Here is a 951-nt window from a genome sequence, read left to right as displayed (position 1 = left end):
ATCCGCTGGTCTAAACTGACAAACGTGCTGGAATAAACAGATTCTGTCGCTTAATTGACCCATCTTCTTAAAAAAAACTGCCGGAATAGAGTGACATTTACTGGCTGGATTATTTTGCTTTTCTACACATCAGGGCCTCGTTTTTCTAATGTTCTTGTCATTTTCTTGATGATTTCATGTTCATTTTCAACTGAATCTGTCAAATTAACTAACGTTGAATTGATAGAGATAATTGAAGAACAAGCAGAGCTCATTAAGAGTCTGTCGAACACAATCGCTAGAATGCTACTTCAGCACTCAGAGCAAGAAAGCTTAATAGAAGAATTAATGGAAAACAACTGAGAGCAGACCTTGCGCTTGCTCTTTTCTATACACAAACATAAGAAGGAAGGGGTACAAGTTGTTGATTTTAGAACTAAACGACATTACACACCAAATCTATTCTATTTACCAGAATGGTTTTATTCACGCGCTTATCTTGTGCGTATTTTTTGATATTTTCACGGGGACATTAAAATCTTTTAAAACAAAAGAAACGAGCTCCAGTGTCAGTCTTTTTGGTATTGCAAAACATGCATTAGTGGTTTTACTGATATTCGTATTGAATGTTTATCTCCCACTATTCGGATTCCAAACTTACGCTCACGGGTTTACATTATGGATGGTAGTCACATATCTAATCTCAATTGCAGAAAATTGGGCGACTCTTGGTTTACCTTTACCTGCTGCAGTTAAGAATACTTTGATTGAGCTGAAAGAACATACAGAAAACAGGATACACATTGACGCAGATGTAATGAAGGTTGAAGAAAAAGAAAAACCTATGAGTGAACTAGGAAACTCCAAGGAATAATTGGGGGAATAGCTCTTAAATGAGCATACAATTGATTGGTTTTTACAGCACTATTGGATTTATCTCGTCAAACAGGTTTTGGTTTGATGGTCTAGAAA

General features: G+C 36.2%; 1 protein-coding gene. It reads left to right on the top strand.

Annotation, left to right across the window (positions count from 1 at the left end):
* Positions 1-403 precede the first annotated feature (403 nt).
* Entirely contained in the window at positions 404-853 is a 450-nt protein-coding gene (locus ACYQ2O_RS12405) for a phage holin family protein (protein WP_459796723.1), read from the top strand.
* Positions 854-951 lie beyond the last annotated feature (98 nt).

It is taken from the genome of Alkalibacterium sp. m-11, assembly GCF_054658155.1.
Note: the sequence above shows the minus strand (reverse complement) of the source record. Positions and strands in the feature narration are given on the sequence as shown.